We start from the raw sequence: 22,423 nt of genomic DNA on the forward strand, positions 1-22,423 counted from the left end.
TTCCCGCGTCCGAACGGCGAAGGCCCCTTCGCCGGGGTTCGGCGAAGGGGCCTTCTTGGTACGAGTGTGTCAGGCGGTCGTCTCGCGCTTCGGGAGCTTCCAGCCCGGGCGCACGAAGTGGCAGGTGTACCCGTTCGGAATGCGCTGCAGGTAATCCTGGTGCTCCGGCTCGGCCTCCCAGAAGTCGCCCACCGGGCTGACTTCGGTGACGACCTTGCCCGGCCACAGCCCGGACGCGTCGACGTCGGCGATGGTGTCTTCGGCGACGCGCTTCTGCTCGTCGTTTTCGAAGAAGATCGCCGACCGGTAGCTCAGGCCGATGTCGTTGCCCTGGCGGTTCTTCGTCGTCGGGTCGTGCACCTGGAAGAAGAACTCGAGCAGGTCGCGGAACGTCGTCCGCGCGGGGTCGTAGACCACCTCGATGGCCTCGGCGTGCGTGCCGTGGTTGCGGTAGGTGGCGTTCGGGACGTCGCCGCCGCTGTAACCGACCCGGGTCGAGATCACCCCGGGCTGACGGCGGAACAGCTCCTGCATGCCCCAGAAGCAGCCGCCGGCCAGGACGGCCCTTTCGGTTGACGTGGTCACGGCGTCACTCCTTCTCCTAGTGTGGTGCTGCCACCTGTACAACTTCGGTGGTCAGCCGATGATTCCACGAGGGTGTTACGGAAGCCTGACGTCACCCCGCCTGCAGCTTCGCGAGGGTGAGCACGTCCCCGCCGATGCCCCAGCCGCCGTCGGCGACCTCTTCGACCAGCACCATCGTGTTCGCGCGGGCGCGGTCGCCGTAGAGCTCGGCGTAGAGGTCGGTGACGCGGGTGACGACGAGCTCCTTCTGCTCGGCGGTGAGGGTGCCGGCGGGGACCTTGAAGTTGGCGAACGGCATGAGCGTGTCCTTCGGTATCGATGTTCTCAGGTTGACGAGATCGACGCTAACACGACTGTTGGATCGTCGCTACCCTCATCTTGATATCGCTGGTATCCGCTGGTAGCGTCGGTGTCGTGGACGTGCGGACGCGGATCCTGGAGGCGGCGGCCGAGCTGCTGGCGCACTCGGGCGAGTTCTCCACGCGGGCGGTCTGCGAGGCCGCGGGGGTCGGTGCGCCGGCGCTGTACCGGCAGTTCGGCGACAAGGAGGGCCTGCTCGCCGCGGTCGTCGACCACGCCTTCGAGGCGTACCTCGCCGGGAAGCGGGCGGCGAAACCGTCCGACGACCCGGTGCGCGACCTGCGCGACGGCTGGGACAACCACGTCGCCTTCGCGCTGGAGCACCCCAACCACTACCGCCTGCTCTACGCGGGTCTGTCGACCCCGCCGGGGGCGGCGGCCGAGGCGCACGGGCTGCTGCTCGCCGTCCTCGAGCGCTGCGCGGCGGCCGGGCGGCTGAAGGTGCCGCCCGCGTTGGCCGCGCAGATGGTGATGGCGGCCAACGCCGGCGTCGCGCTGTCGATGATCACGCGGCCGGAGCTGTACCCGGATCCGGAGTTTTCCTTGCGGGTCCGGGAAAGTGTGCTCTCCGGCGTGCTGGCCGAGGCGCCGCCGGAGCCCGGCGACGTCGCGGTGACGGCGACAACGCTGGCCGCCCGGCTGAACGGGGAGACGCCGCTGTCCGCGGCCGAGCTGACGATGCTGCGCGAGTGGCTGGGGCGGTTGAGCGTCCACAGTGGACGCTGAGCCGGACGGCCGCGCCGGTTGGGCCGTTCGCTCGCGTCCCCGGCTTTCTTCGCTTTATGTAGGGCCGGTACCGGGCGGTGGTGGGACGATGAGCCGGGGCCGCCCCGATCCGGCCCCGGGGAGGCGCGCGATGCGTGAGCACGACGGAGCCGTCTCGGAACGGGCCAGCGGCGTGCTGGTCATCGAAATCCGCGGCGAACTGGACATCGACACCGTGCTGCGGTGGACGACGCTGATCGAAGCGGCCCTGTGCGAGCTGCCCGCACCGCACTTGCTGGTGCTGGACCTCGCGACGCTCGAATTCCTTTCGGCGCGCGGAGCCAGAGGCCTGCTCGACGCGATGGAGTCCTGCCGGGACCGCGGGATCACCGGCTGCCTGATCGTCACGCCGGGGAGTGCGGCCGACCGGGTGGCGCGGCTGACGGGGCTGGGGGATCGGGTCCGGGTGTTCCCGAACCGCCTGTCGGCGATCGCGGCCAGCCAGCCGGTGGCGATGCGCTGGCTCCCAGGCTGACGGCGGCTGTCTGTACCCGGGCGGCCGGTGGTGGTGTCCCGGGTGGCTCCGGCCGCCAGGCGTGGTCGGCCGGTTGCGGTGCCTGGATTGAGCCCGGCGCCGGTTGCGGTGTGCGGTAGCGGTGCCCCGGCCGACCTTGGCCGTCCGTTGCGTGCCCCTGGTCGCCGGGCTCGTGTCGGCTGATCGGTCATGGCCAGTCGGCGATTGACCCGCGCCGCCAGTCAGGCCGGTTCGCGTACCAGCTCGGCCGCCGCCTCGGCGAACGCCCGCACCCGCGCCGTCGCGGACCCTTCGCGCCAGACGAGACCCCACTCCAGTCGGGGCGCGTCGCTCAGCGGCACGTACGCCACGTCGGGCCGCGGGTAGTAGCGCCGGAGGTGCGCGCCGACCGGGAGCACTCCCTCACCCGCGCCCGCCAGTGTGAGCAGCTCCTGCAGTCCCGCTCGCGGCCGAGTCACCGCCCTGGGCGCGTGCTCGTCGAGCCACGGGTCCGGCAGCGCGCAGCGCAGCACCGTCACCCGTTCCAGTTCGGCGACAGGCACCGTGTCGCGTCGCGCGAACGGGTGGGTTGCCGCCATCGCCAGGAACCGGCGCTCGCGCACCAGCACCGGGCCCGTGACCAGGCCGGGAGCGTCGAGCGGGAGCCCGGCGAGGACGACGTCCACCTCACCTTCGCGCAGCCACGGCAGGACCTCGGCCGGGCGCACCTCGCGGAACTCGACCTCGCACCCGGGCGCCCGCCGCCGGAACAGCTCGGCGACCCCGGCCAGCAGCTGGCCGCCCGCGGCGTCGCCGAACGCGACGCGCAGCGTGCCGGTGATCCCGCGTCCGGCCTCGACCGCCCGGGCCAGCGCCGAGGAGACCGCCGCCCACGCCGGCCCGAGGTCGGTGAGCAGCTGCCGCCCCACTGGCGTCAGCTCGACGCGGCGGCTGGTCCGGGTGAACAGCGGCGCGCCGATCCGCCGTTCCAGCTTCCGGATCGTCTGGCTGACCTGCGCGGTCGACACGCGCAGCCGCTCCGCCGTGCGGCCGAAGTGCAGTTCCCCGGCCAGCGTCAGGAACGACTCGATCTCGCGCGTCTCGGCCATCCAGCCCCCAGCATCGTCAACTACCGCTTCACGATCGTGGCACAGAAGCGTGTTGATCGGCTTCGCGGGCGTCGCGAGGCTGGCGGCATGGACTTCACCGACCGCACCGAAATCATCGACGCGCTGTACCGCTTCGGCCTCGGCCAAGACCTCAAGGACCGCGAGCTGTTCGCGTCGTCGTTCGCCGCCGACGCCGAGCTGGACTTCCGGCCGGCGGCCGCCCGCTGGGGCGCCGAACCGCCGCTGATGACGGGCCGCGACGCGATCGTCGACACGATCCTCACGCTGTTCGAGGGCCGCGTCGACACGACGCACCAGGTGACCAACCCGCGCGTCACCGTCGACGGCGATACCGCGCGGCTGACGGCCCTGGTCGAGGCCCAGCACCTGCTCAGCGCCGACCACGGCACGCACGCGCTGCTGAAGAACCGCTACGACGTCGACCTCGTCCGCGCCGGCGACCGCTGGGTCATGCGCCGGGTGGTGATCGAAAACGCCTGGTACACCGGCGATCCGGCCGCCGTCTTCGGGTGAGCTATTCCCCGCGCATCGAGCGGCGGATCTCGGCCAGCCGGTCCTTGGCCGCCTGGTCGCGATCGGCGATCTGCTTGTCGAGCGTCTCGGCGGTGTTGTCGGTGCCCAGCCCGGCCACCTCCACCGAGCCGACCGAGGTGTTGTAGCGGTTCTCGATCTTGTCCCGGACGAAGTCGAAGCTCGGGACCCCGCCCGTGCTGTAGTCCGGGTCGGGCAGCGGCGGCGAGGGGATCGCGATGGCCGCGGTGGGCGTCTCGTCGACGATCTCACCGTCCAGGACGTTCGGATCGTCTTCGGGTTTGGTCATCGTCGCCTCCTCGCCGCCGGCCGGCCCTTCCGACCTTAGCGCCGATGGCGGCCCGGCGGCTCGGCCAGCGACTCGCGGACGGCCCGTTCGACGAGGATCGGGACGAACGCGTGGATCCGGGCGTCGTCGAACCGGTGCCGCTCCCGTTCGACGAGGGAGTGGACCTCCACCCCCGTGTAGTCCTGCCGCAGCCGGTCTTCGACGATGTCCAGCTGCAGATCGAGCTGTTCGGACGCGATCGTGTCGAGCGTCTGGGTAGTCATGGCAGGTTAAGTACCGCACGAGAAGAACCACAGGTGAACTGAAGATGAACGACAGGTGAGACTCGGCCAGTGGGTAATTCGGCCGTGGGGCGGCTCGGCCCGGGTGGGAAATGCTCTACGCGCACAGCCGGTGTCCGGAGGGAGCAGACCATGAGTGCCGGGGCCTACCGCGCCGAAACCACGGAAATGGGGACGGTCGCCAAGGCGGTCGAGGAAGTGGGGTCGTCCTTCCTGTCGACCACCCGCGACCTGGAAGGCCTGGTGCTGGACGCGTTGTCGTTCGCCGGCATCGGCAGCGGGGTGGCCGCCGCGAACTCGGCGTTGCACTCGACGCTGGGCAGCGCGCTGCAGAAGTTCCTGAGCCTGATCACGAACGTCAACCAGAATGTCCAGACGGCCGCCAACGCCTACAACGCGGCCGACTCCGACGTCGCCCGGGCCTACGGCGGCGGCCAGGCGCAGGGTGCACAAGGCGGCGGGGGAGCGGCGGCCGCGGCGGCGCCGCAGCAGCTCGACCCGCGCGTCGTCGACTCGATCATGCGTTCCGAAGGCGCGACGGGCGAGCAGGGTGGCGTGCCCGAGGCGTACGGCTTCCGGCAGAACATGCACAACGGCTACGACCGGATCATCGCCGCGCGCGAGCAGTACGGCATCGGCAGCGCGGAGGAACGCGCCGTCGTCTCGGACCTGATGACGGCGAACGCGCGCACCGCGGGCGCGCTGAACTTCACCGACCCCGGCACCCAGGCCGCGATCATGTCCGGCGCGCACATGCGCGGCGCGGGCGGCGTCCGCGCGATCCTCAACCACATGGCGGGCGACGACATCGTCCGCAGCTCACGCACGCTCAGCGACACCGCGATCCAGCACGCGCAAGGCCTCACGCCCGAGCAGTTCCAGCAGGAGTTCCACGACGCGCGCATCGAGTACGACCGCCAGGTCTACGGCGACACGACCACCCGCCAGGGTGGGCACACCGCGAACTGGTGGGACCGCTACGGCAACGGGCTGACCCAGCGCTACGACCGCGAGCAGAACGAGTTCCTCGGGTTGTCGCAGCCGCGGGAGTGATCGCGGGTTCGAAGATCGGAAAACTGGGCACCCTACATCGCGTAGCCGAACGACGACGGGAGGCACGCGATGAACCGGAGGATGATCGCACTACTGGGCGGGGTCGCCGCGATGGCGGGGACCGTGGCGTTCGCGGGAACGGCCGAAGCGGCGTCGACGCCGTGCAGTGCCGAAGCGAAGGCCTGCGTCCAGCGCAGTTCGAATACGGCGTGGCTGACGGACGGCGCCGGGAACGTCACCTACGGCGGCGTCCCGATCACCGTCGGACTGCCGAAGTACCCGACGCCGCTGGGCAAGTTCCACGTCCAGTACAAGGACATCAACCACTACAGCAAGCAGTACAACGGGCCGATGCCGTACTCGGTGTTCTTCACGAACACCGGCGTGGCGTTCCACCAGGGCAACCTGAAGGTGAAGTCCCACGGGTGCGTGCACCTTTCGCACGCCGACGCGGTGACGTTCTACAACTCGCTGCAGCCGGGTGACGTCGTCGAGGTCGTGCGCTGATCCGTCCCGTGTGGACGGTCGAGCAACGCGCCGGCGACGGCGCCGAACACGAGGTGGTCCAGGACCTGCGGGGCGTGGGGAAGCGCCCGCACGGCCGGGTACGCCCGGCCGGCTACGCAGAGGTCCAGCGCCGCGATCGCGAGCCCGGCCGCCGCGCCCCGGAGTGGTCCGAGGTGGTGGCGACGGGCGATCGCGGCGAGGACCCCGGTCCAGAAGGCGGACACCAGGACGTGCGCGGCCAGCCCGGCGACGATGCCGGGCCGGTCGCGCCGGCCGGGCAGCAGGGTGCCCGCCGCGCGGGTCGCGGCCAGGACGTCGTGGCCTTGGAGCAGCGCGTGGGCGGTGGAGGGAATGCCGCTGACGATCGCGGCCACGGCTCCGGCGCGGACGGCCCGGCGGAGCGGCTCTTTCACGTCGTCCCGAGGTACGCGGCCATCCGGATCCGCAACCCCCGGACGTGCGGCAGCGCGATCGTGAACTCCGTCGCGGGCCGGTAGCCCGGCCAACGATCGCCGTGCGTGCAGGGGCCGGCGAAGTAGACGAAACAGTCTTCGTCGTCGAAGCGGCCGGGGGACCAGCGCGCGGCGTCGCCCGCCCGGCGGTCCGCGCACGCGGCCCGGGCGATCCAGTACGTCTCGTGCTTCATGACGCGGCGCAGCTGCGCCGCGAACTCCGGCAGGTCGTCCTCCGGCAGGCCGAGACCGCGCGCGCTCCAGACCCGAGGGGTCCGGTCGGCGGAGCGCGCGGGGCAGCCGAACGTGACCTCACCACCCGCATAACGGCGGGTCCAGCGCATCTTTTCCGTTGCCAGTGCGGCGAATTCGAGTCCGCCGGCGATCTCCAGCGTCATGGGGGAACGATAGTCGATCACACGCGGACGGGTACCGCCGCGCGGGTGTCGATCACTGATCCCATGGTGTATACAGTATGCAGTAGGCTACCGTGGGCAGAGGAGACCGCCATGTACTCAGTCACCAACCCCGCCACCGGTGAACTCGTGGAGGAGATCCCGAACGCGACCGACGAAGAGGTTCGTGCCGCGATCGACCGCGTACACGCCGGGTTCGCGGCCTGGCGCGCCCGGCCGGTCGCCGAGCGGGCGGCGATCGTGCTGCGCGCGGCGGAGCTGTTCGCCGAACGCGCCGGCGAGCTGGCCGCGATCATGACCCTCGAGATGGGGAAGCGGATCAACGAAGGCCGCGGCGAGGTCGGCGTGGTCGTCGACATCTTCCGGTACTACGGCGAGCGCGGGCCCGAGCTGCTGGCCGACGAGCCGCTCACCCTCCGCGGCGGCGAGGCCGTGCTGACGAAGGAGCCGATCGGGGCGCTGCTGGGCGTCATGCCGTGGAACTTCCCGTGCTACCAGGTCGCTCGGTTCGTCGCGCCGAACCTGGTGCTGGGCAACACGATCCTGCTCAAGCACGCGTCGATCTGCCCGCGTTCGGCGGCGGCGATCGAGAGCGTCCTGCGCGATGCCGGTGTGCCTTCGGAGGTGTATGTGAACGTGTTCGCGTCAAGCCGGCAGGTTCCGTGGATGCTCGCGGATCCGCGTTTGGTCGGGGTCTCGCTCACCGGGAGTGAGCAGGCCGGGATCTCGGTGGCGGCGGAGGCGGGGCGCAATCTCAAGAAGTGCGTTCTGGAGCTTGGGGGGTCCGATCCGCTGATCGTGCTGGACACCGATGATCTCGACGAGACGGTCAAGGTGACGGCAACCGCTCGGATGCGCAACTGCGGTCAGTCGTGCAATGCGCCCAAGCGGATGATCGTGCTGGGCGAGTTGTACGACGAGTTCGTCGATCGGTTGGCCAAGCGGGTCGCGGAGTACTACGTGCCGGGTGATCCGGCTGATCCGGCTACGACTTTGCCTCCGTTGGCTTCGGTCGCGGCGGCGGACGAGGTGGCGGCTCAGGTCGAGACGGCGATCCGAGAGGGTGCGACGCTGCGCGCGGGCGGCCGTCGAGTACCGGGCGGCGGCGCGTTCCTGGAGGCGACGGTGCTCACGGACGTGACTCCCGGGATGGCGGCGTACCACGAGGAGATTTTCGGGCCGGTGGTGCTGGTTTTTCGGGCTGAGACCGAGGACGAGGCTGTTGCCTTGGCCAATGACACGCCGTTCGGGCTGGGGGCGAGTGTGTTCGGGACGGACCGTGCCCGCGCGACCCGGGTGGCTCGGCGGATCGAGGCCGGGATGGTTTATCTCAACAAGTCGGGTGGGTCCGAGGCGGATTTGCCCTTCGGGGGGATCAAGCGGTCGGGGATCGGGCGGGAGCTGGGGGCGTTGGGGATCGAGGAGTTCATGAACAAGAAACCGATACGCCTCTGACCTGCTGTTTTGTTGAGTTTGAGCCCGCCAGGCCGTCGTCAGGCCGTCTCGGAATCCTGGGCCGTCTGCTGCGGCCGGCGGGGCTTGAACACGCGGTTGGTCGCCGCCCGAGCCCGCTTGTGGCTCGACGGGACGAGGTGGGTGTAAATCCGGAGCGTGTAGCCCGGGTCGTGGTGGCCGAGGTACTCCGCGACCTCCTTGATCGACACGCCGTTGGCGAGCATCGTCGAGGCGAAGAAGTGCCTCATGGCGTGCATCCCGTCACGCCGTTCGACGTAGTCGAGTCCCGCACCCGCGAAGGCTGGCCGCCAGACGTGGTACGTGAAATTGGCACCCTTGATCACGTTCTTGATCGGCTGCCCCGCGTAGACGCTGCGCTTGGTCGTCCGGGCGATCAGAACGCGCACGGTCTCGGGCCGACCACCCGGTTCGAGCCAGGGGAGCGTTAGCGTGACCGGCTCGAACGTGGCCATGTAGTCGTCGATGTCATCGAGCACGCCTTGCCCGAGCGGCACCACCCGCGTCTTGCCACCCTTGGGCGGCGAGAACACCGGTTGAGTGCCGATCCACCGGATCTGACGCTGAACGTTGACGATCATCTCGTCCCGGTCGACGTCGTCCGGACTGAACCCGAAGATCTCCATCTGCCGCAGCCCGAGGCCGGCCCCGAGCGGCACCGTGACGGTGTACTCGGCGGGCAGGGCGAGCCGCACCGCGCGGACCCGGCTGTCCGGCCACGGGATGACCTTTCGCTGGACGGGCTTGGGCCGCTTGACGCTCTTCGCCCGGCACGGGTTCGCCCGGATCTTCTTGTCCTCGTAGGCCGCCTGGAGGATGGCCGATACGGTGTCGAACAGCACCGCACGCGTGGACGCCATCAGGCCGCGTCCGCCTTCGCTCTTCGGCCGTTCCAACCAGTCGAGCCAGTCCCGAATAGTGTCGGTCTTCGCGGCCACCTTGAGCGGCTTGTCCCCGAGGAACGGGAAAATCCCGGTCTTGAGGTGGTTGCTCACCGTCTGCCGGGTCCCCGCGTCGGCGGACTGGCCCTTGCGCCACTGGGCCGTGTAGTCGCGGAACTTCTCTTCGCCGGACTCGGCCGAGATGTACTCACCGGCGAGCACGTCGTGTTGCATCTTGGTCAGGAAGGTCTTGGCCTTCGTGAGTTGCTTGTCAGGAAAGGACTTGCTCCGTTCGTTGCCCTCGGGGTCGTAGTACCGGACCTTGTACCGGTCGCCCTTGTCGAACAGTTCGGTCTTCTCACGGACCGGATGGCCTTTGGCGTTGAAGACCGGCTTACCTGTCTCGTCCTTCTTCTGCCGCCACCATCGATCTTGCACGTGGCCTTTCATCGTTTTCTCCTATCCCGGTTGGGTTTTGATGCGGCTTAACCCCATGCCCGATGTTGATCGGGCATGGGGTGTCGTAGCCGGGACCTTCTATGCGGCACCGTCATGGCTGAGCTGGTCGATCCAAGCTCGTACCGTTTCGGGGGAGTACCGGACGTGTTTGCCCATCCGAATCCACGCGGGGCCGTAGCTCTTGAAACGCCAGTCCCGCAGGGTCTTCTCGGGTATCCCGAGGAAGGTGGCCAAGTCCTCAGGCGTCCACAGACCCTCGATGCTCACCACCCTGATTCGTGCGCTCATGTCCCCCCTCAGGCCGCCAGTGATGGAGTTGCCGAAGTAACTTCGCCCGGCGGTCCGGCCGCTAGTAGCGCTAGGTCGTACTCCGCCTTCCACGTGATCCGCTCCGAGATCGCACGCATGACGAGCTGATCCCGCGGCGGGCAATGGGTGTCGCCGGGCTCGACTTTGCGCCACACGAACCGTTCCGGAGTCGGTTCCGGCTTGCTGATTCCGACCGCCGCCAACGCCGAGAGCACGAACCCCCGGCGGTCGGCCTTGTGATCGGCCACGGTCTTGCCGGACCACTTGCGCGACACGAGGACTCGCCGCCCCGGTAGCCCGAGGGTTGACCGACGATGCGCCCGCCCCTTGCAGTGGCCCGGAACGGTCTTCCCGTTCGCTCCCTTCGGGTTGATGCCATACAGCAGCCACACCGCGCAGCGCGGTGAACACGGCGTCACGGCCAGGTGGGCGTGAAGCATGTCGTGGTGATCCCGCTGGCCGGCCGTGTCCGCATCGACGACCTCACCGGTCGACTTCGTCAGGTACTTGGTCAGGTAGCCGATGTGCCGCCCGGCCTCCTCCGTCCCGCCGAGGATGCCCTTCGAGTGCACCTGCGTTCCGAACCGCACGACATGAGCCGGTTCCTCCACGGCAGCCACCGCGTCATCCCACGCCGTCAGCGGCTCCCGCGTTTCTGGGTCCACAAAGGAGCGTGAATCAGAATCCCACAACGGTTTCCGGTCCGGGTAGACCAGTTCATCGTGCGCAGGCCACCACACCTGGTGGTAGGTCGCCTCCGTGACCAGCCGGATGGTTTCGTGCGAGATCGCACCCCGCAACGCTGTGTGCAGATGCGGGGCCGCCCGTCGCTGCGGCTCGACCGTGGCGAAGTACTGCACGTCCCAGCCGACGACGCGGCGGAGGTTCTGCCACCACCGATCCACCAGCGCCGCGAAGTGCACCGCATCCCGGGCCGCCCGCCGGTAGTCGTACGACGCCGGGTCGACCGGTGAACCGTCTGGCCGGACGCGGCCGTAGGTGTCGCAGGTCAGCGTGACGAACATCGACGGCCGGAACTTGCCCGCGAACTCCCGCCCCACCGTCGTCTTTGCGACCCTGCGCCGAGGCAGGTTCGGCGCGTCCTGCCGCCGCTTGGTCGACCGCTTCACCGCCTTCCGTTCCGGCATGTCCAGGGCTGGCAGGCGACCGGTCATGCCCGAGGCCCGCAACTCCGCGTCCACGCCGGCGACCCCTGCCCGCAGCTCTTCGGCCTCTGCCTCATCCCCAGCCGCCATCACGTCGCGGTAGTGCGCGGCCAGGTCCGCCCGGTAGGTCAGCAGCTCGGTTTGCGTCTCCGAAGGCTTCTCACGGGTGGTCACCGGCTCTTCGGTCAGGTGCCATCCCTCGCGACACTGGGCCTGCCGCAACGCCTTCGCCTTCCGCGCGCACGGCAGGCACACTGACTCCACGGTGGAGCCACACGGGACGGGGACGTAGCGGACTTCGCCGGTTTCGGTGTCGCCGACCTCCATCGTGAACGGCCGGGTACACACTCCGTGCTTCTCCGCCGTGGCCTTGACGACGTCGGCGGAGAGGGCGCCGCGGATTCGCTCGATCGGGGTGGCCGGCACAGCCGGGGCCTGCGGGTCGTCGGTGGTGGGGGTCATGCCGACCTCCCTTCGCCTGTGCGTCGATCGGCCAGGCTGATTACTTGGGCGCCGCCGTTGGTGACGTAGTGCTCCAGTTGCTTGATCGTGTGATCGGGCACCCACCCGGCTCGCACGCGCAGGGGTTCGCGGATGCCTTCGCCCCAGACGTAGCCGACCCCGGCAGCCGACTCCGGGATGCGGTTCGCCCACGCGCCACGCTCGTATGCGCCGTCGCCGAGGACCATCGGGACCTGCGTCTTCGAGGTCATCCGCATCGCGATGCGCCGGGGCAGCAGCTCGCGCACCGGCACCGTGTCCTTGGTCGGTTCCTGCACGTAGCCCCGCACGGTGAAGCCGAGGGCCCGGCCTTGGGTGGTCAGGATCGCCACCTTCTCCACGATGGCGTCGCGGGTCTTGCGGTCGGTGTACTTGGTCAGCGCGCCGATCTCGTCGAACTCCAGCAGCTCCACCGGGTAGTCCGTCGAGATGGGAACTTGCCGGGTGTGCCCGGCGAACTCGCGCTTGCGCTTGTCCAGCTCGTCCAGGAGCGCGTCAAGGACCTGGACCGCTTCCTGTCCGCTCTGGCCGTAGCGGGCGAAGATCCCGCGCCCGTAGGACAGCTCCATCGCCTTCGGATCGATCCCGGACACCCGCACCAGCCCGGCCCGGATCGCCGAGGCCGCCGCGACCAGCGGGCACCACATCACCGAGTTCTTGCCCGACCCGGTGGCCCCGGCGACCAGGGTGTGCGCGCCCGTGCCGACCAGCGGGAGCCGCCAGGGCTTGCCGTACTCGGTCGACCCCGCGAACACCGCCCGCAGATCCACCCCGGTGCCGTCCACGGAGACCATGTCCGGCACCGGCAGGCACGCGACCGGGGAGGCGAGGAGGTCTCGGCGCATGAAGTCGATCGACACGACGTCGGGCTCGAGTTCCCGGATCTGGCAGCGGGTGACCTTCCGGGCGACCGCCAGCGCGCGGGCCCCGTCGTCGAAATCCTCCGGCTTCTGCCCCGGCACCAGCCGCACCCGGACCTCATCCCACGAGGCCCCAGACCGGACCGATAGCAGTGCAGGCACCCCGACCGAGCGGTCCTGACTGCGGGCAACCGTGTTGCGGCCCCGTCGACGGCCGACCAGGGACACCGTGACGTCGACCGGCACCGAAGCGTCCCGGACCACCAGGCCGCAGGCGGTCAGCCAGCCGGGCAGCTTCCGGCCGTAGAGCGCCCAGCGCAACCACCACGAGCGCAGCCACCGGCCGCACCACTGGTCATAGCTCACCGCGTCCAGCCGCCACCACACCAGCTGGACCAGGCCGAGCACCACGACGGTAATCAGGAGTGAGAGCCCGCCGAGCCATCGGCACCAGGCCCACGCCGTCACGAGGGTGAGGCAGGTCCGCCAGTGCGTCACCAGTTGCCGAACAACCCAGCCGATCGCGCGGGCCAGGCCCCAGAGCACCATCCCGACGACAGCGAGCGCGGCCAGCATCTCCGCCAGGCCGGCCAGCGCACGGCCGATCTTCGCCAGCACCCACAGCAGCACCGCCAGGCCGCCGCCGACCGCCATCAGCGTCATCACGCCGTGCGCGTCCATCAGCGACCACCCCGCACATCAGCCGTGCGGAGCACCAGCGGCAGCATCCCCAGGCACGGGGCGCACTTGGTCTCCCCGGGCAGCAGGCGCGCGAACTTCTTGCATTCCGCGCAGCGCATCCGGGTGACCCCGGTTGACTGGCGTTGGTTGTCATCATTTATCGTTCGCATTGTTCACTTCTCCAGTGGACAGACGCAGAACCGGAACAGGTTGGTAGCCAGGGGCCGGTTCTGCGTTCTAAAAGGGACTCTTGCGGGCACGCGGGGACGCGTTTATCCGCCACACGTCCCCACGTGCGGAATTCCTGATCTTCTGTTCTTCTCAGACTTGCTTGGGTTGCCCGCGTGAGCGGAGCTGGACCCCTTCGGTGAGCAGGATGTTGCGAGTTTGGTTGTAGCTCATGCCATACAGGTCGGCGACTTGCCGGATCGAACGGCCGTGCTCGTACGCGTTGACCAGACCAGGCGGAGTCGGCGGCAGGCGGATCTTCGGCGGCCGAAGCGCAACTCCGGCGTCGATCAGGGTGGTCCGCACCTTTCGGTAGCTGAACGGGAACTCCGCCACCAGAGACTCGATCGTCTGACCGTCGGAATAGCGCTTGACCAGATCGATGGCGACTTCTGGGTCTATCTCGCTGGTCACCTCTCCTCTCCGAAACTTGATCGCCATTCGGGCTTTCTGGTCAGCCTCTCGACTTGACGAATTTCGTAGCCGACCCAGTACAGCGCTTCCCAATGGTGGCGCCGGTCGGTCTCCGAGACCCGCTCGTACATCGCTGCGTTCGCCCGGTGAAACGCCACCCACTCCGACGTCTTCGCGTCAACCTCGGGGCGCAGCACGAACACCGCCTCCCGGGCGTCAGCCAGCGTCACGGCCTCGTCATGCGCCTTGACCACCGACTCCGTCTCCATCAGGCCCCACCGGCGCCGCTGCGCGAGCCGTCAGCAGTGCCGCCAGTTCGTCCACCCCGTCGCGGAGCTGACGAAGGAACGCCGCGCAGGCCGGCCACTGCTCCAGATCCTCCGGGACCGTGAGAGAGACCACCGACGTCGCGCCGGTCACGACCAGCATCGGGGGACTGGCCGGATTCGGCCCGGTTTCCTCCACCGTCACCGAATCCCGAGACTCGACCCTCCACGTCACGCCGAACCCGTCGACCCGAAGCACCATCACCGTCTGCCTTACTCGCCCAATCCCGTGCCAGCTCGGCGAACCCCTCGGCCGCCGACTCCAAAGCCGCCACACACCACCACGGCAGCCCCCGCGACCGCGCCAGCTCATGCCACGCCCGCGACACCCGCCGCGCCGCATTCGACGTGTTGAGCGACGCTCCCGGCGAGAAAACCCGCGAGCCGTGCTCCCACGCCGCCATGTAGTCGCGGTACGCCGATTCCCACGCCCGGACCAGCTCGTTGAACGCCGCAGCGTCGCGAACAGGCCCGGACGCGTTCATCCCGCTCACGCCGCCTTCGTCGCGGCTTCGCCAGCCGTGGCGGAGCGCGCCGACTTCGAACCACTCCCGGCGGCCTTGAAGCCCGTCGCGCGGAAGGCGTAGGACTGGTACTTGAACTCGCCCTGGCCGGCCACCTTCGGCTCAGCCGTCAGGCCCTCCAGCTCGATCGGGCGCATGCCGGGCAGTGCTTCCGAGGTCGCGGGGACCGGCTGGACGTCGGCGAGCAACGTGATCTCGAACGAAGCCCGCTTCGCCTTCGTCTCGTCCGGGTCGGTCACCGTCGCCTTCCACTGCCGCTTACCTGTCACCTCGTCCACTCGCTGACGCGCCGGTCGGCCTGCCGTCCGGTCCTCGCGAGACTGGTACTCGGTGTCCGCTGTAACCTCTCCGATCATGACGAGCCCCTGAGGGAACGCCTGGTCGAACGCAATTTCGAACCTGAAACCCTTGGCGATAGCCATTTCGTTAGCTCCCTGGATGTTGCTTCTCAGTCAGTTGCTTCTGGCGCCTGGTCATCGACTCGTGTCGTTGTCGAGTTCAGTACGGCTCGCACCTCTTCGAGTTCCTTGCTCAGCACCGCAATGGCGTCCGAATCCACGAGCAGCACCACCGGGAACGCCTTGCCGAACCGGATCTCTGCTCGGTTCGCGTAGGTGAGCGCGCGGACCCGGATGGGAAGATCTGCCGTGACGTGGATCTGGACCGTGTCGCGCATACCGGTCGCGCCTACACCGCAAGCCGGCGGAGCGCCCGTGTTCCCACATCACGCGACCGGCCGTCGAGCACAGGCCCCACGCTTCGAGTCGTCATGCCTGCCTTCCTCTCTTCGCCGCCGGGCGGATCCCGGCAATCTGCCCTCCAATCTCCGGCAAAAGTCGGGACATGATCACCACGTGGCGGGACATCTCGGGACGTCCCTGGTACGGTCGAAGACGTCCCTAAAAGTCCCAAGGGGTGCTGATGCCGAACGAACGCCTGCGTGACGCGCTGATGCGCAACGGTCTGACCTTGGAACAGGTCGCCAACGCAGTCGGTGTCGACCAGAAGACCGTTGAACGTTGGATCACCAAGGGGCGCTTGCCGTACCCGAAGCACCGGCACAAGATCGCGGCGATGGCGCGCGAGTCAGAGACGTACCTGTGGCCGGACTCGGTCGCACCGGAGCGCAAAGCCGAGACGGCGGCCGCCGAGGTCGTGCGGGTGTTCCCGCACCGCAACGCCATCCCGGTCGAGTTGTGGGACCGGCTGATCAAGGAGGCATCGGAGACCGTTGAGGTCTTGGTCCACGCCGCGCTTTTCCTGGTCGAGCGCCCGCGGTTCATCAAGGACCTGACGGCCAAGGCTGCGGCCGGCGCGAGGATCAGGCTGGCCTTCGGTGACCCGGAGGGTGACAGCGTCGCGCTACGCGGGGAGGAGGAGCAGCTTGGCGATGGGACGCTTCCGGCGCGTATCCGCAACGCTCTTGCGTTCTATCGCCCCCTGATCGGTATGGAAGGCATCGAGATGCGGTTCCACAACACGACGCTGTACAACTCGATCTTCCGGTTCGACGACGAAATGATTATCAACACGCACGTGTACGGGTTCCAGGGTGCCCATGCCCCGTCGCTCCATCTCCGGCGGCTCTCGGCCGGGGATCTCTTCGAGACGTACTCGGAGAGCTTCGAGTCGGTCTGGAACCTCGCCAAGCCAGCTACCTTCTAGGAGGCGGCATGACCCGAGTCGACTACTACAACGACCCGAATGCCCCTAAGGCGAACAGCATTGCCGTAGCCGTGTCCGCTTTCATTCAGGACAACGACGGCCGAATCTTGATGATCAGGCGTACGGACAACGATTTATACTCAATTCCTGGTGGTCAGCTGGAGCTTGGTGAGACGCTGGCTCAAGCGGCTGTTCGGGAGGTTCGCGAAGAAACGGGTATCACGTGCGAGGTTTCGGGGGTAATCGGTCTGTACTCAGATCCGAAGCATGTGATTGCCTATGATGACGGTGAGGTCCGACAAGAATTCTCTATCTGTTTTCGTGCGAGGCATCTGGGAGGCGCTGTTAGTACTAGTAGTGAAAGCAAGGAGGTGCTATGGGTCGCCCTTGAGGAACTGACGAACTTGCGTATCCACAGTTCTATTAAGTTGCGGTTATCTCATGCTTTAAACTCCAGTGAAGTTCCTTACTTCACTTGATGGTACCGATCCAGTCTTCCCCAGGGCTCCCCGCTAGTCTTTCCAGGGCTGGGCTCTACATCCCGCCACCTGTTGCTGTGACTCACGTTCGCTTCTTCGGCGTTCAACACCGCACTCTTGATGAGATCGCCTCACGATGAGCGGTATGGTGGGTTTTGTTCCCAGGGGGTATAATCATATTTGGGTCGACGTGAGGCAGGTGAACGATGCGACTATCGTGGATACCGCTAGTCGAAGGCGCGAGCCGCGCTTTCGACCTTTCGGCTGCGGCGTTTACTCAACGTCGCTCTCGGTCGGTTGAAGACTTGCAGTCGGCTGCCAACCTATTAAGTCAACGAGCTTCCACCCTTGCGTCAAGATCGACCAAAGAAGAATTGCAACCGATTAAGTTGTTTGTTGGTTCACTTCCCTATAGTGCGACCGACAATGACCTTCGCGAGGCATTTTCAGAATTCGGTGAAGTTATTTCGGCTGCGGTGATTCTCGATCGCGACAGTGGTCGATCTAAGGGCTTTGGGTTCGTGGAGGTTCGCATGACCGAGCGGGCTGTCACGTTGCTAGACGGTGCCGAGCTGCTGGGGCGGGCAATCTCTGTTGGCTTGGCCCGCCCGCAACGCGATCGACCTACCCGGGCGCGAACTAACCTTGCTTCTCGACAAGCAGTGAAACGGGACGACGTCAAAGGGGAAGACCAATCTCTCGCTGAACATGTATCGACGGGGCCGTCGCAACCGTCTCCCATCTCGGATTCAGAGGCCGACGCCAGGCGGCTGGAAAACCTGCCTATTCGGATCGAGATAATTGTGCCTGGCACATATAGGGCTGCTCAAGCAAATCGGGTCCTCAGTGGGGCTGGAACGGACGAGAAATGAGTAGCACGAACGCCCAGCGGCAAGGCAAGTTGATTGCGAGTGAGCAAAGTGCGCTCACTTCGACCGCGGTCTCTGTTCCTGTAACTCCGCAGGAACGTCATATAATGTGGCTCGATCGGCAGGAAGCATACCTAGCCTGGGCAGGAATTGCGACGGCATTTATTCTCGCTCTGGCCTTTCTTGGAGCCTCCGCATGGCTAATTCACGAAGGACGTGAAGTTGGCGGAACGATCCTAGGCACAGTCGATCTTGTGGCCCTTACAACCGTGTTTATCACGAGACGAACTGTCAACTCCTCACCAAAAAAGTCTAAAAATGAACTGATATCGAACGCTGACACGTCGAAAAAAGTGACCAAGCGGCGCAAGGAGCCGGCAGAACCTTCTTGAGTAGTCATGCCTTTGGACGAAATGCGTCGCCTCGATCTTCGCTTCCATCGTCGACGGCCAGACCAAGTACGTCAAAGCTCTAAGGGTAAATCACAAATCCGAACCGCTTTTGAAGTTCTTCGATTGGAATTAATGGTCGCAACGTGGTCTTATTGGAATGCTGACGAACTGACCTGACAACCTCTTCTGCGACGTCTGCTACGGTTACAAGCCCAATCGTAGTCGAGCACTTCAGGTTGGCGTCATGATAGTTTCCAGACCAGCGCTTTCGTGGCCAAGATACTAGGGGTGATCCGGTGTCGCCGTTTAAGAGGAAGACGTGCTGGTACTGTTTCTGCCCTCTGTTGATGTTGAATAACCCAAATTCGTGAGCAAAGGCACAGCGAAGTGCGTAGAGGACCTTGCGCTGAGGTGGTGTGACGTGGGGTGTGAACAAGCGCAAGGCTGTCTCAATAGAGCGTTCGTATTTTATCTTTCTGCTACCGGCTGTTCGAAGAGATTTACCGATTTGTTCGAGCAGTATGAGATAGATTACAGTTCCGGACTATAGGGTAGCGGTGCGTTCATGTGTTATCTGGCCTGTTTTTAGGTCGCGCTTCGTTAGTGATCTGGCCTCGCGCAGTGCGGCGTTGAATGTGGATACGTAGCCTATCTGATTTCTAAAGGGGGCTACATGGTCGGCAAGCGCAGTCCACTCGTTCACCTTCTCGGGTGCCCTCACGACGTGCTCCTTCCGGGATCTCACTCTGTTGCCGAATTTGGCTCTATGGGATCAAGGCGCGCCGCCGACGGCGGCGCGCAGGTCACCACCCGTGCGGCGGCTCGCCCTCATGCGACACGGACGGCCTGCCGCTCCGCTCCGGCCGCCGGTCGCGGGGCGGCCCGCCGAAGGGTCGGCCCCGCACGCGCGCCGCCGGGAGCTGGTTGATCCACTCGTCCCCATACGCCCAGAGACGTCGCCGAGTCGATCAGTGTTACGCCAGATCAGGCCACGATCAGGTGACCGCTCCCTCGTCGGCGATCGTTTAACACCGGCCGACCGCCATCAAGGGCGCCTCCGGCGTCGCTGCGCGATGGACGCAAGCGCCCACCCTTGACACCGGCCCTCCGGCGCTAACGGCAGCGGGGACGAGGAAGACGGGGGAGGGCTGCCACCAGGTCAGACAGACACCGGGGCAGCGAAGAGCCAGGCCGTCTACAGGCCGTCAGACGTCCAGACAGGCCCGGACGCGACCGGACCCAACAGACGAAAAAGAGCAGGTCAGAGGCGGTACGCCCAAGAACGCTCCCAGGCCCACTGACCGCCTGGATAGTTCATGAACAAGAAACCGATCCGCCTCTGAACCAGCGCGGGGCGAGGGTGAGCGCGTCGCTCCCGGTCGATCTTGGGATGACCACCGCCACTCCTCGCCGATCGCCCGCGTCGGTTCCGGAAAGCAGCTCACCGGGCCGCGGCGAAGCCAAGAAGCTCCACGGTTCCGGGTGCTCGGCCGGTCCGCCGATCACACTCGATCGTCGGCGCCGTTGTCCCGTACCGAGCGGGCCACCTCGCGGTCGATCTCCGCCTGTTCGCGCCTCGTGCGGTCCGACGTCGCCACCAGCCGGTCCTTTGCCCGGGCCACCTCTGCCCCCGCTCGGTCGAGGGATTGGCGGTCCAGGTCGGCCAAGTTCGCGTCGAAGTCCGGCTCTTCCCCCGGGGCCGCCTCGAAACGGGCTTCGTAGTACCGGACCCGCTCTTCGCGCCGGTCCGCCTGGCCCTCGCGGCGGTCGGCCAGGCGTTCGCGCTCGTCCGCGCGGCGCTCTCGCTCGTCCGCCTTGAGGTCGCGGTCGTCCGCGCGGCGATCGCGCTCGTCGGCGGTGCGTTCGCGTCCAGCTGGCTCGACCATGCCGTCAACGATACTGCCGGCGAGCCCTCCCGGCTCAGGGGATGATGCCCTTCGAGTTCAATGCGTCCGTCAACCGGTCGCGTAGTTCTTTTGCCGTTGCCTGGACGTCTATCCCCGCCGGTGGGGACAGCACCTTGGAAATCACCGTCGACAGGTTTTGGTACGCCGGGGTCAGGGGGCGGACCGCCGCGTCCGTCAACGCCGCCTGGATGTCACCCTTCATCGGGTACTGGTCGGCCATTGTCGGGTTCTCCTTGGGGTCCGCCGGCTTTGCCGCGTCCAACGGGGCGTTGTCCTGGTAGATCGAGGCGATGCTCGGCGGGATTCCGTCCACCAACGCCTGGTACTTCTGCGAAGTCGCGTTTCGCAGGCACAGCGCCGCCTCGAACGCCTCCGGCTTGTGCTGCGAGTACGTCGATACCGCCAGGTTGAAGCCGCCGATCGTGACGCGGCTGGGCTGGCCCGGCGCCACCGCGGGATACCTCGTCCACTTGAAGTGCGGCAGGTCCTGGGGCTTCTCCTTCGCGTAGGACGCGTACACGAACGGCCAGTTCAGCTCCGTCGCCGCCTGGCCGCGCTGGAACGCCTGGCGGATGTCGTCCTCTTTCTGGTTCGTCAACGACGGGTCCGTGATGCCCGCCGTCGTGAGCTTCTTCAGCAGCTCCAACGCTCGCACCGCGCCGTCGTCCATCACCACGGACTTGCCGTCGTCGGACAGGATGTGGCCGCCCGACGAGGCGACCAGCGTGTTGTAGAAGACCACCAGGCCTTCGTACTGCGCGCCGGTGAACACGACCTGGTACGGCTTGCCGGCCGCCTTCAGCTGCTGCGCCTGCGTCATCAGCTCGTCGAACGACTTCGGCGGTGTCGGCGTGATCCGGTCGTCGTACCAGAGCAGCTGGACGTTCGTGTTCTTCGTCGCGCCGTACAGCTTCCCGTTCCACTTCGCGGTGGCCAGCGGCCCGGGCAGCACGTCGCGCGTGGCCGCCGCCGCGTTCGCGCCCGTCCACTCCTCGGCCCAGCCCGCTTCGGCGAACTCCGGCACCCACGTGACGTCGAGGCCGAGCACGTCCAGCGAGGTGTCGCCCGCGGCGAGCCGGCGGACCATCTGCTCGCGCTGGCCGTCCGCGCCGCGCGGCAGCTTGTTGTAGACGATCTTGTACCGGCCCGCGGCCTCCTGCGTGCACCGGTCCACCACCGTCTGCAGGTGGTCCTCCGGCGAGATGTACAGGTTGATCGTCAGGCCGCTCGCCGACGAGCACGCGGCGAGCGCGCTGGCGGCCAGCAGGGTCGCACCGGTGAGCGGGAGGAGCTGGCGCATGTCGGCCTCCTTGCGGACAGGCGACGCCATTGCAAGCGCTTGCATCGATGATTAGCCTTGATCAAGGCGGGTGTCAATGGCTGAGACGCGGATGGTTGCAAGCGCTTGCAACGAACGGGGCAGGAGATGCCGGACAAGCTCGACGACGTGGCGCGGCTCGCGGGTGTCTCGGCGGCGACCGTGTCGCGGGCCCTGCGCGGGGTGCCCGGGGTCGCCGAGCGGACCCGGACGCGGGTGCTCGCGGTCGCCGCCGAGCTCGGCTACGCCGTCTCGCCCGCCGCGTCGAGCCTGGCCACCGGGCGGACCGGGACGGTCGGCGTGATCGTGCCCTTCGTCGACCGCTGGTACTTCGCGCGCCTCATCTCCGGGGTCGAGCGGGTGCTGCGCGAGGCCGGGATGAGCCTGCTGCTCTACAACCTCGGCGACGACCCGGGCCGCGCGCGGTTCTTCGCCGGCTTGCCGCTGCGCCGCCGGGTCGACGCGGTGCTCGTGCTTTCCCTGCCGCTGCGGGAATCCGAACGCGAGCTGCTGCAGGGGCTCGGCGCGCCGGTCGTCACGATCGGCACCGAGGAGCCCGGCGCGGACTCCGTCGGGATCGACGACCACGGGGCGGCGGTCACCGCGATGCGCCACCTCGTCCAGCTCGGCCACCGCGAGATCGCGTTCATCGGCGAGAGCGCCCCGATCCCGCTCGGGTTCACGGCGCCGCTGCGGCGGCTGGCGGCCTACCGCGAGGTCTACCACGGCGTCTGCCGGGAGGACGGCCGCGTGCCGGACCCCGCGTTCGAGACCGGTGGCGGGTTCACCGTCGCCGGCGGTGAACGCGCGATGGGCGCGCTGCTCGGCCTGCGCCGCCGGCCGACCGCGGTGTTCGCCGCGTCGGACGAAATGGCGTTCGGGGCGCTGCGGACGCTGCGCCGAGCCGGGCTGCGGGTGCCGGCGGACGTCTCGGTGCTCGGGTTCGACAACCACGACCTCGCCGACCTGCTCGAGCTGAGCACGGTCGCGCAGCCCGTCGCCGAGCTGGGCGAGCGGGCCGGACGCCTGATCCTGGCGCGATTGTCCGGCGGAAAAATCGCGACGTCGCCTTCGATTCTCGGGACACGACTAGTCCTTCGCGGCAGTACCGCCCCGCCACCGGGGCGTTGACCTGCGGTTTTTCCGGC

28 protein-coding genes are annotated in these 22,423 nt (G+C 67.4%); 11 read left to right on the forward strand and 17 right to left on the reverse strand.

Annotated elements, in window-relative coordinates; all coding sequences use genetic code 11:
• Positions 1 to 69: 69 nt before the first annotated feature.
• Both msrA and ACZ7OH_RS35750 read right to left on the reverse strand, forming a co-directional pair.
• Positions 70 to 585: a peptide-methionine (S)-S-oxide reductase MsrA gene (gene msrA / locus ACZ7OH_RS35745; RefSeq protein ID WP_400897841.1), complete on the reverse strand. Its 516-nt coding sequence runs from the start codon at positions 583 to 585 to the stop codon at positions 70 to 72.
• Positions 586 to 676: 91 nt separating this feature from the next.
• Complete coding sequence (locus tag ACZ7OH_RS35750; RefSeq protein WP_470284892.1) at positions 677 to 883, reverse strand: tautomerase family protein; 207 nt, start codon at positions 881 to 883, stop codon at positions 677 to 679.
• Positions 884 to 999: 116 nt separating this feature from the next.
• Here ACZ7OH_RS35750 and ACZ7OH_RS35755 point away from each other — a divergent pair, with 116 nt between their 5' ends.
• Both ACZ7OH_RS35755 and ACZ7OH_RS35760 read left to right on the forward strand, forming a co-directional pair.
• Entirely contained in the window at positions 1,000 to 1,671 is a 672-nt protein-coding gene (locus tag ACZ7OH_RS35755; protein ID WP_470284893.1) for a TetR/AcrR family transcriptional regulator, read from the forward strand.
• A 130-nt stretch (positions 1,672 to 1,801) separates the two neighbouring features.
• Complete coding sequence (locus ACZ7OH_RS35760; protein WP_470284894.1) at positions 1,802 to 2,185, forward strand: STAS domain-containing protein; 384 nt, start codon at positions 1,802 to 1,804, stop codon at positions 2,183 to 2,185.
• Positions 2,186 to 2,406: 221 nt separating this feature from the next.
• Here the strand turns inward: ACZ7OH_RS35760 and ACZ7OH_RS35765 are convergent, their stop codons facing one another.
• Positions 2,407 to 3,273, reverse strand: coding sequence for a LysR family transcriptional regulator (locus tag ACZ7OH_RS35765; RefSeq protein WP_470284895.1), 867 nt, complete (start codon positions 3,271 to 3,273; stop codon positions 2,407 to 2,409).
• 87 nt (positions 3,274 to 3,360) lie between these two features.
• Between ACZ7OH_RS35765 and ACZ7OH_RS35770 the strand changes: the two genes are divergently transcribed.
• A complete protein-coding gene (locus tag ACZ7OH_RS35770) occupies positions 3,361 to 3,807 on the forward strand; it encodes a nuclear transport factor 2 family protein (RefSeq protein WP_470284896.1) in 447 nt (148 codons plus the stop codon).
• Position 3,808: 1 nt separating this feature from the next.
• Here the strand turns inward: ACZ7OH_RS35770 and ACZ7OH_RS35775 are convergent, their stop codons facing one another.
• Positions 3,809 to 4,114 carry a hypothetical protein gene (locus ACZ7OH_RS35775; protein ID WP_470284897.1) on the reverse strand — a complete coding sequence of 102 codons (306 nt, stop codon included), beginning with the start codon at positions 4,112 to 4,114 and terminating at the stop codon, positions 3,809 to 3,811.
• Between the two features lie 35 nt (positions 4,115 to 4,149).
• The gene (locus tag ACZ7OH_RS35780) at positions 4,150 to 4,377 is read right to left on the reverse strand and encodes a three-helix bundle dimerization domain-containing protein (RefSeq protein ID WP_400897849.1); all 228 of its coding nucleotides are present in this window, start codon (positions 4,375 to 4,377) and stop codon (positions 4,150 to 4,152) included.
• A gap of 150 nt (positions 4,378 to 4,527) precedes the next feature.
• Between ACZ7OH_RS35780 and ACZ7OH_RS35785 the strand changes: the two genes are divergently transcribed.
• Positions 4,528 to 5,448, forward strand: coding sequence for a hypothetical protein (locus ACZ7OH_RS35785; protein WP_470284898.1), 921 nt, complete (start codon positions 4,528 to 4,530; stop codon positions 5,446 to 5,448).
• A gap of 81 nt (positions 5,449 to 5,529) precedes the next feature.
• Positions 5,530 to 5,955, forward strand: a complete 426-nt coding sequence (locus tag ACZ7OH_RS35790; protein ID WP_470284899.1) for a L,D-transpeptidase — start codon at positions 5,530 to 5,532, stop codon at positions 5,953 to 5,955.
• On the opposite strand, the gene ACZ7OH_RS35795 is transcribed toward ACZ7OH_RS35790, so the two are convergent.
• Both ACZ7OH_RS35795 and ACZ7OH_RS35800 read right to left on the reverse strand, forming a co-directional pair.
• Complete coding sequence (locus ACZ7OH_RS35795) at positions 5,910 to 6,368, reverse strand: hypothetical protein (protein WP_470284900.1); 459 nt, start codon at positions 6,366 to 6,368, stop codon at positions 5,910 to 5,912. The genes ACZ7OH_RS35790 and ACZ7OH_RS35795 overlap by 46 nt on opposite strands.
• The gene (locus ACZ7OH_RS35800) at positions 6,365 to 6,805 is read right to left on the reverse strand and encodes a hypothetical protein (RefSeq protein WP_470284901.1); all 441 of its coding nucleotides are present in this window, start codon (positions 6,803 to 6,805) and stop codon (positions 6,365 to 6,367) included. Before ACZ7OH_RS35800 ends, ACZ7OH_RS35795 begins: the two co-directional genes overlap by 4 nt.
• Positions 6,806 to 6,916: 111 nt before the next feature.
• On the opposite strand from ACZ7OH_RS35800, the gene ACZ7OH_RS35805 reads away from it, so the two are divergent.
• Positions 6,917 to 8,278, forward strand: a complete 1,362-nt coding sequence (locus ACZ7OH_RS35805; RefSeq protein WP_470285026.1) for an NAD-dependent succinate-semialdehyde dehydrogenase — start codon at positions 6,917 to 6,919, stop codon at positions 8,276 to 8,278.
• A 38-nt stretch (positions 8,279 to 8,316) separates the two neighbouring features.
• Here ACZ7OH_RS35805 and ACZ7OH_RS35810 read toward each other — a convergent pair whose 3' ends face one another.
• The 8 genes from ACZ7OH_RS35810 to ACZ7OH_RS35845 form a co-directional block, all read right to left on the reverse strand.
• Positions 8,317 to 9,627 carry a tyrosine-type recombinase/integrase gene (locus ACZ7OH_RS35810; protein ID WP_470284902.1) on the reverse strand — a complete coding sequence of 437 codons (1,311 nt, stop codon included), beginning with the start codon at positions 9,625 to 9,627 and terminating at the stop codon, positions 8,317 to 8,319.
• Between the two features lie 87 nt (positions 9,628 to 9,714).
• Complete coding sequence (locus ACZ7OH_RS35815; protein ID WP_470284903.1) at positions 9,715 to 9,924, reverse strand: helix-turn-helix domain-containing protein; 210 nt, start codon at positions 9,922 to 9,924, stop codon at positions 9,715 to 9,717.
• 8 nt (positions 9,925 to 9,932) lie between these two features.
• On the reverse strand, positions 9,933 to 11,573 hold the full coding sequence (locus ACZ7OH_RS35820) for a replication initiator (RefSeq protein WP_470284904.1): 1,641 nt from the start codon (positions 11,571 to 11,573) through the stop codon (positions 9,933 to 9,935).
• Positions 11,570 to 13,153 carry an FtsK/SpoIIIE domain-containing protein gene (locus tag ACZ7OH_RS35825; RefSeq protein ID WP_470284905.1) on the reverse strand — a complete coding sequence of 528 codons (1,584 nt, stop codon included), beginning with the start codon at positions 13,151 to 13,153 and terminating at the stop codon, positions 11,570 to 11,572. The genes ACZ7OH_RS35820 and ACZ7OH_RS35825 overlap by 4 nt, the downstream gene beginning before the upstream one ends.
• A 321-nt stretch (positions 13,154 to 13,474) precedes the next feature.
• Entirely contained in the window at positions 13,475 to 13,795 is a 321-nt protein-coding gene (locus tag ACZ7OH_RS35830) for a helix-turn-helix domain-containing protein (protein WP_470284906.1), read from the reverse strand.
• On the reverse strand, positions 13,792 to 14,064 hold the full coding sequence (locus ACZ7OH_RS35835) for an AMED_5909 family protein (protein WP_470284907.1): 273 nt from the start codon (positions 14,062 to 14,064) through the stop codon (positions 13,792 to 13,794). Before ACZ7OH_RS35835 ends, ACZ7OH_RS35830 begins: the two co-directional genes overlap by 4 nt.
• Before the next feature lie 547 nt (positions 14,065 to 14,611).
• Positions 14,612 to 15,067, reverse strand: a complete 456-nt coding sequence (locus ACZ7OH_RS35840) for a hypothetical protein (RefSeq protein WP_247021759.1) — start codon at positions 15,065 to 15,067, stop codon at positions 14,612 to 14,614.
• A gap of 26 nt (positions 15,068 to 15,093) precedes the next feature.
• Complete coding sequence (locus ACZ7OH_RS35845) at positions 15,094 to 15,321, reverse strand: hypothetical protein (RefSeq protein ID WP_470284908.1); 228 nt, start codon at positions 15,319 to 15,321, stop codon at positions 15,094 to 15,096.
• Positions 15,322 to 15,566: 245 nt separating this feature from the next.
• Here ACZ7OH_RS35845 and ACZ7OH_RS35850 point away from each other — a divergent pair, with 245 nt between their 5' ends.
• The 4 genes from ACZ7OH_RS35850 to ACZ7OH_RS35865 all read left to right on the forward strand — a co-directional run bounded on the left by ACZ7OH_RS35850 (position 15,567) and on the right by ACZ7OH_RS35865 (position 18,050).
• On the forward strand, positions 15,567 to 16,310 hold the full coding sequence (locus tag ACZ7OH_RS35850; RefSeq protein ID WP_470284909.1) for a DUF5919 domain-containing protein: 744 nt from the start codon (positions 15,567 to 15,569) through the stop codon (positions 16,308 to 16,310).
• An 8-nt stretch (positions 16,311 to 16,318) separates the two neighbouring features.
• Complete coding sequence (locus tag ACZ7OH_RS35855) at positions 16,319 to 16,789, forward strand: NUDIX hydrolase (protein ID WP_470284910.1); 471 nt, start codon at positions 16,319 to 16,321, stop codon at positions 16,787 to 16,789.
• Between the two features lie 206 nt (positions 16,790 to 16,995).
• Positions 16,996 to 17,661 (forward strand): RNA recognition motif domain-containing protein, encoded by a 666-nt coding sequence (locus tag ACZ7OH_RS35860; RefSeq protein ID WP_470284911.1) that lies wholly within the window; start codon positions 16,996 to 16,998, stop codon positions 17,659 to 17,661.
• Positions 17,658 to 18,050, forward strand: coding sequence for a hypothetical protein (locus ACZ7OH_RS35865; protein ID WP_470284912.1), 393 nt, complete (start codon positions 17,658 to 17,660; stop codon positions 18,048 to 18,050). The genes ACZ7OH_RS35860 and ACZ7OH_RS35865 overlap by 4 nt, the downstream gene beginning before the upstream one ends.
• 1,502 nt (positions 18,051 to 19,552) lie before the next feature.
• On the opposite strand, the gene ACZ7OH_RS35870 is transcribed toward ACZ7OH_RS35865, so the two are convergent.
• Positions 19,553 to 19,936: a hypothetical protein gene (locus ACZ7OH_RS35870; protein ID WP_470284913.1), complete on the reverse strand. Its 384-nt coding sequence runs from the start codon at positions 19,934 to 19,936 to the stop codon at positions 19,553 to 19,555.
• A gap of 34 nt (positions 19,937 to 19,970) precedes the next feature.
• Entirely contained in the window at positions 19,971 to 21,257 is a 1,287-nt protein-coding gene (locus ACZ7OH_RS35875; RefSeq protein WP_470284914.1) for an ABC transporter substrate-binding protein, read from the reverse strand.
• Positions 21,258 to 21,383: 126 nt separating this feature from the next.
• Between ACZ7OH_RS35875 and ACZ7OH_RS35880 the strand changes: the two genes are divergently transcribed.
• Complete coding sequence (locus ACZ7OH_RS35880) at positions 21,384 to 22,406, forward strand: LacI family DNA-binding transcriptional regulator (protein ID WP_470284915.1); 1,023 nt, start codon at positions 21,384 to 21,386, stop codon at positions 22,404 to 22,406.
• The last annotated feature ends 17 nt before the right edge of the window (positions 22,407 to 22,423 follow it).

This window comes from Amycolatopsis sp. NPDC114478 (assembly GCF_055633805.1).